1 pseudogene is annotated in these 1300 nt (G+C 67.2%); it reads left to right on the top strand.

Annotation, left to right across the window (positions count from 1 at the left end):
- Positions 1-1300 (top strand): annotated as a pseudogene (locus ABD999_RS43735) (DNA-directed RNA polymerase subunit beta); the annotation flags it as partial.

Below are 1300 nucleotides of genomic sequence, written 5' to 3'. Positions count from 1 at the left end.
CGGCCGGGTGAGCCGCCGACCAAGGAGTCGGCGCAGACCCTGCTGGAGAACCTGTATTTCAACCCGAAGCGTTACGACCTGGCGAAGGTCGGCCGCTACAAGATCAACAAGAAGCTCGGCGTCGGCGGAGACATCACGCAGGGCACGCTGACCGAAGAAGACATCGTCGCCACCATCGAGTACATCGTCCGCCTCCACGCGGGTGAGGATTCGATGCCGGCCTCGGCCGAGGCGCCGATCGACACGGTGATCGTCGAGACCGACGACATCGACCACTTCGGCAACCGCCGTCTGCGCAGCGTCGGCGAGCTCATCCAGAACCAGGTCCGCCTGGGCCTGGCCCGCATGGAGCGCGTCGTCCGCGAGCGGATGACCACGCAGGACGTCGAGGCGATCACGCCGCAGACCCTGATCAACATCCGCCCGGTGGTGGCGTCGATCAAGGAGTTCTTCGGCACCTCCCAGCTGTCCCAGTTCATGGACCAGACCAACCCGCTGGCCGGCCTGACGCACAAGCGGCGTCTGTCCGCGCTCGGCCCCGGTGGTCTGTCGCGTGAGCGGGCCGGCTTCGAGGTCCGCGACGTGCACCCGTCCCACTACGGCCGGATGTGCCCGATCGAGACTCCTGAAGGCCCCAACATCGGCCTGATCGGCTCGCTCGCCTCCTACGGCCGGATCAACGCGTTCGGCTTCGTCGAGACGCCTTACCGCAAGGTCGTCGACGGCAAGGTGACCGACCAGATCGACTACCTCACGGCCGACGAGGAAGACCGCTACGTCAAGGCGCAGGCCAACACCACGCTCAACCCCGACGGCTCGTTCGCCGAGTCCCGGGTGCTCGTCCGCACCAAGGGCGGCGAGACCGAGCTGGCCAGGGCCGAGGAAGTCGACTACATCGACGTGTCGCCGCGCCAGATGGTGTCGGTCGCCACCGCGATGATCCCGTTCCTGGAGCACGACGACGCCAACCGCGCGCTCATGGGCTCCAACATGCAGCGCCAGTCGGTGCCGCTGCTCAAGAGCGAGGCGCCGCTGGTCGGCACCGGCATGGAATACCGTGCCGCGACCGACGCGGGCGACGTCATCAGCGCCGAGAAGGCCGGTGTGGTCGAGGAGGTCTCGGCCGACTACGTCACCGTGGCCAACGACGACGGCACCCGCACCACCTACCGGGTGGCCAAGTTCAAGCGGTCCAACCAGGGCACCTCGTTCAACCAGAAGCCGATCGTGGCCGAGGGTGACCGGATCGAGGTCAACCAGGTCATCGCCGACGGTCCCTGCACCGAGAACGGCGAGATGG

Source organism: Nonomuraea ferruginea (assembly GCF_039540635.1).
Lineage (GTDB): Bacteria > Actinomycetota > Actinomycetes > Streptosporangiales > Streptosporangiaceae > Nonomuraea > Nonomuraea ferruginea.
This window is presented reverse-complemented; position numbering and strand designations above follow the sequence as displayed.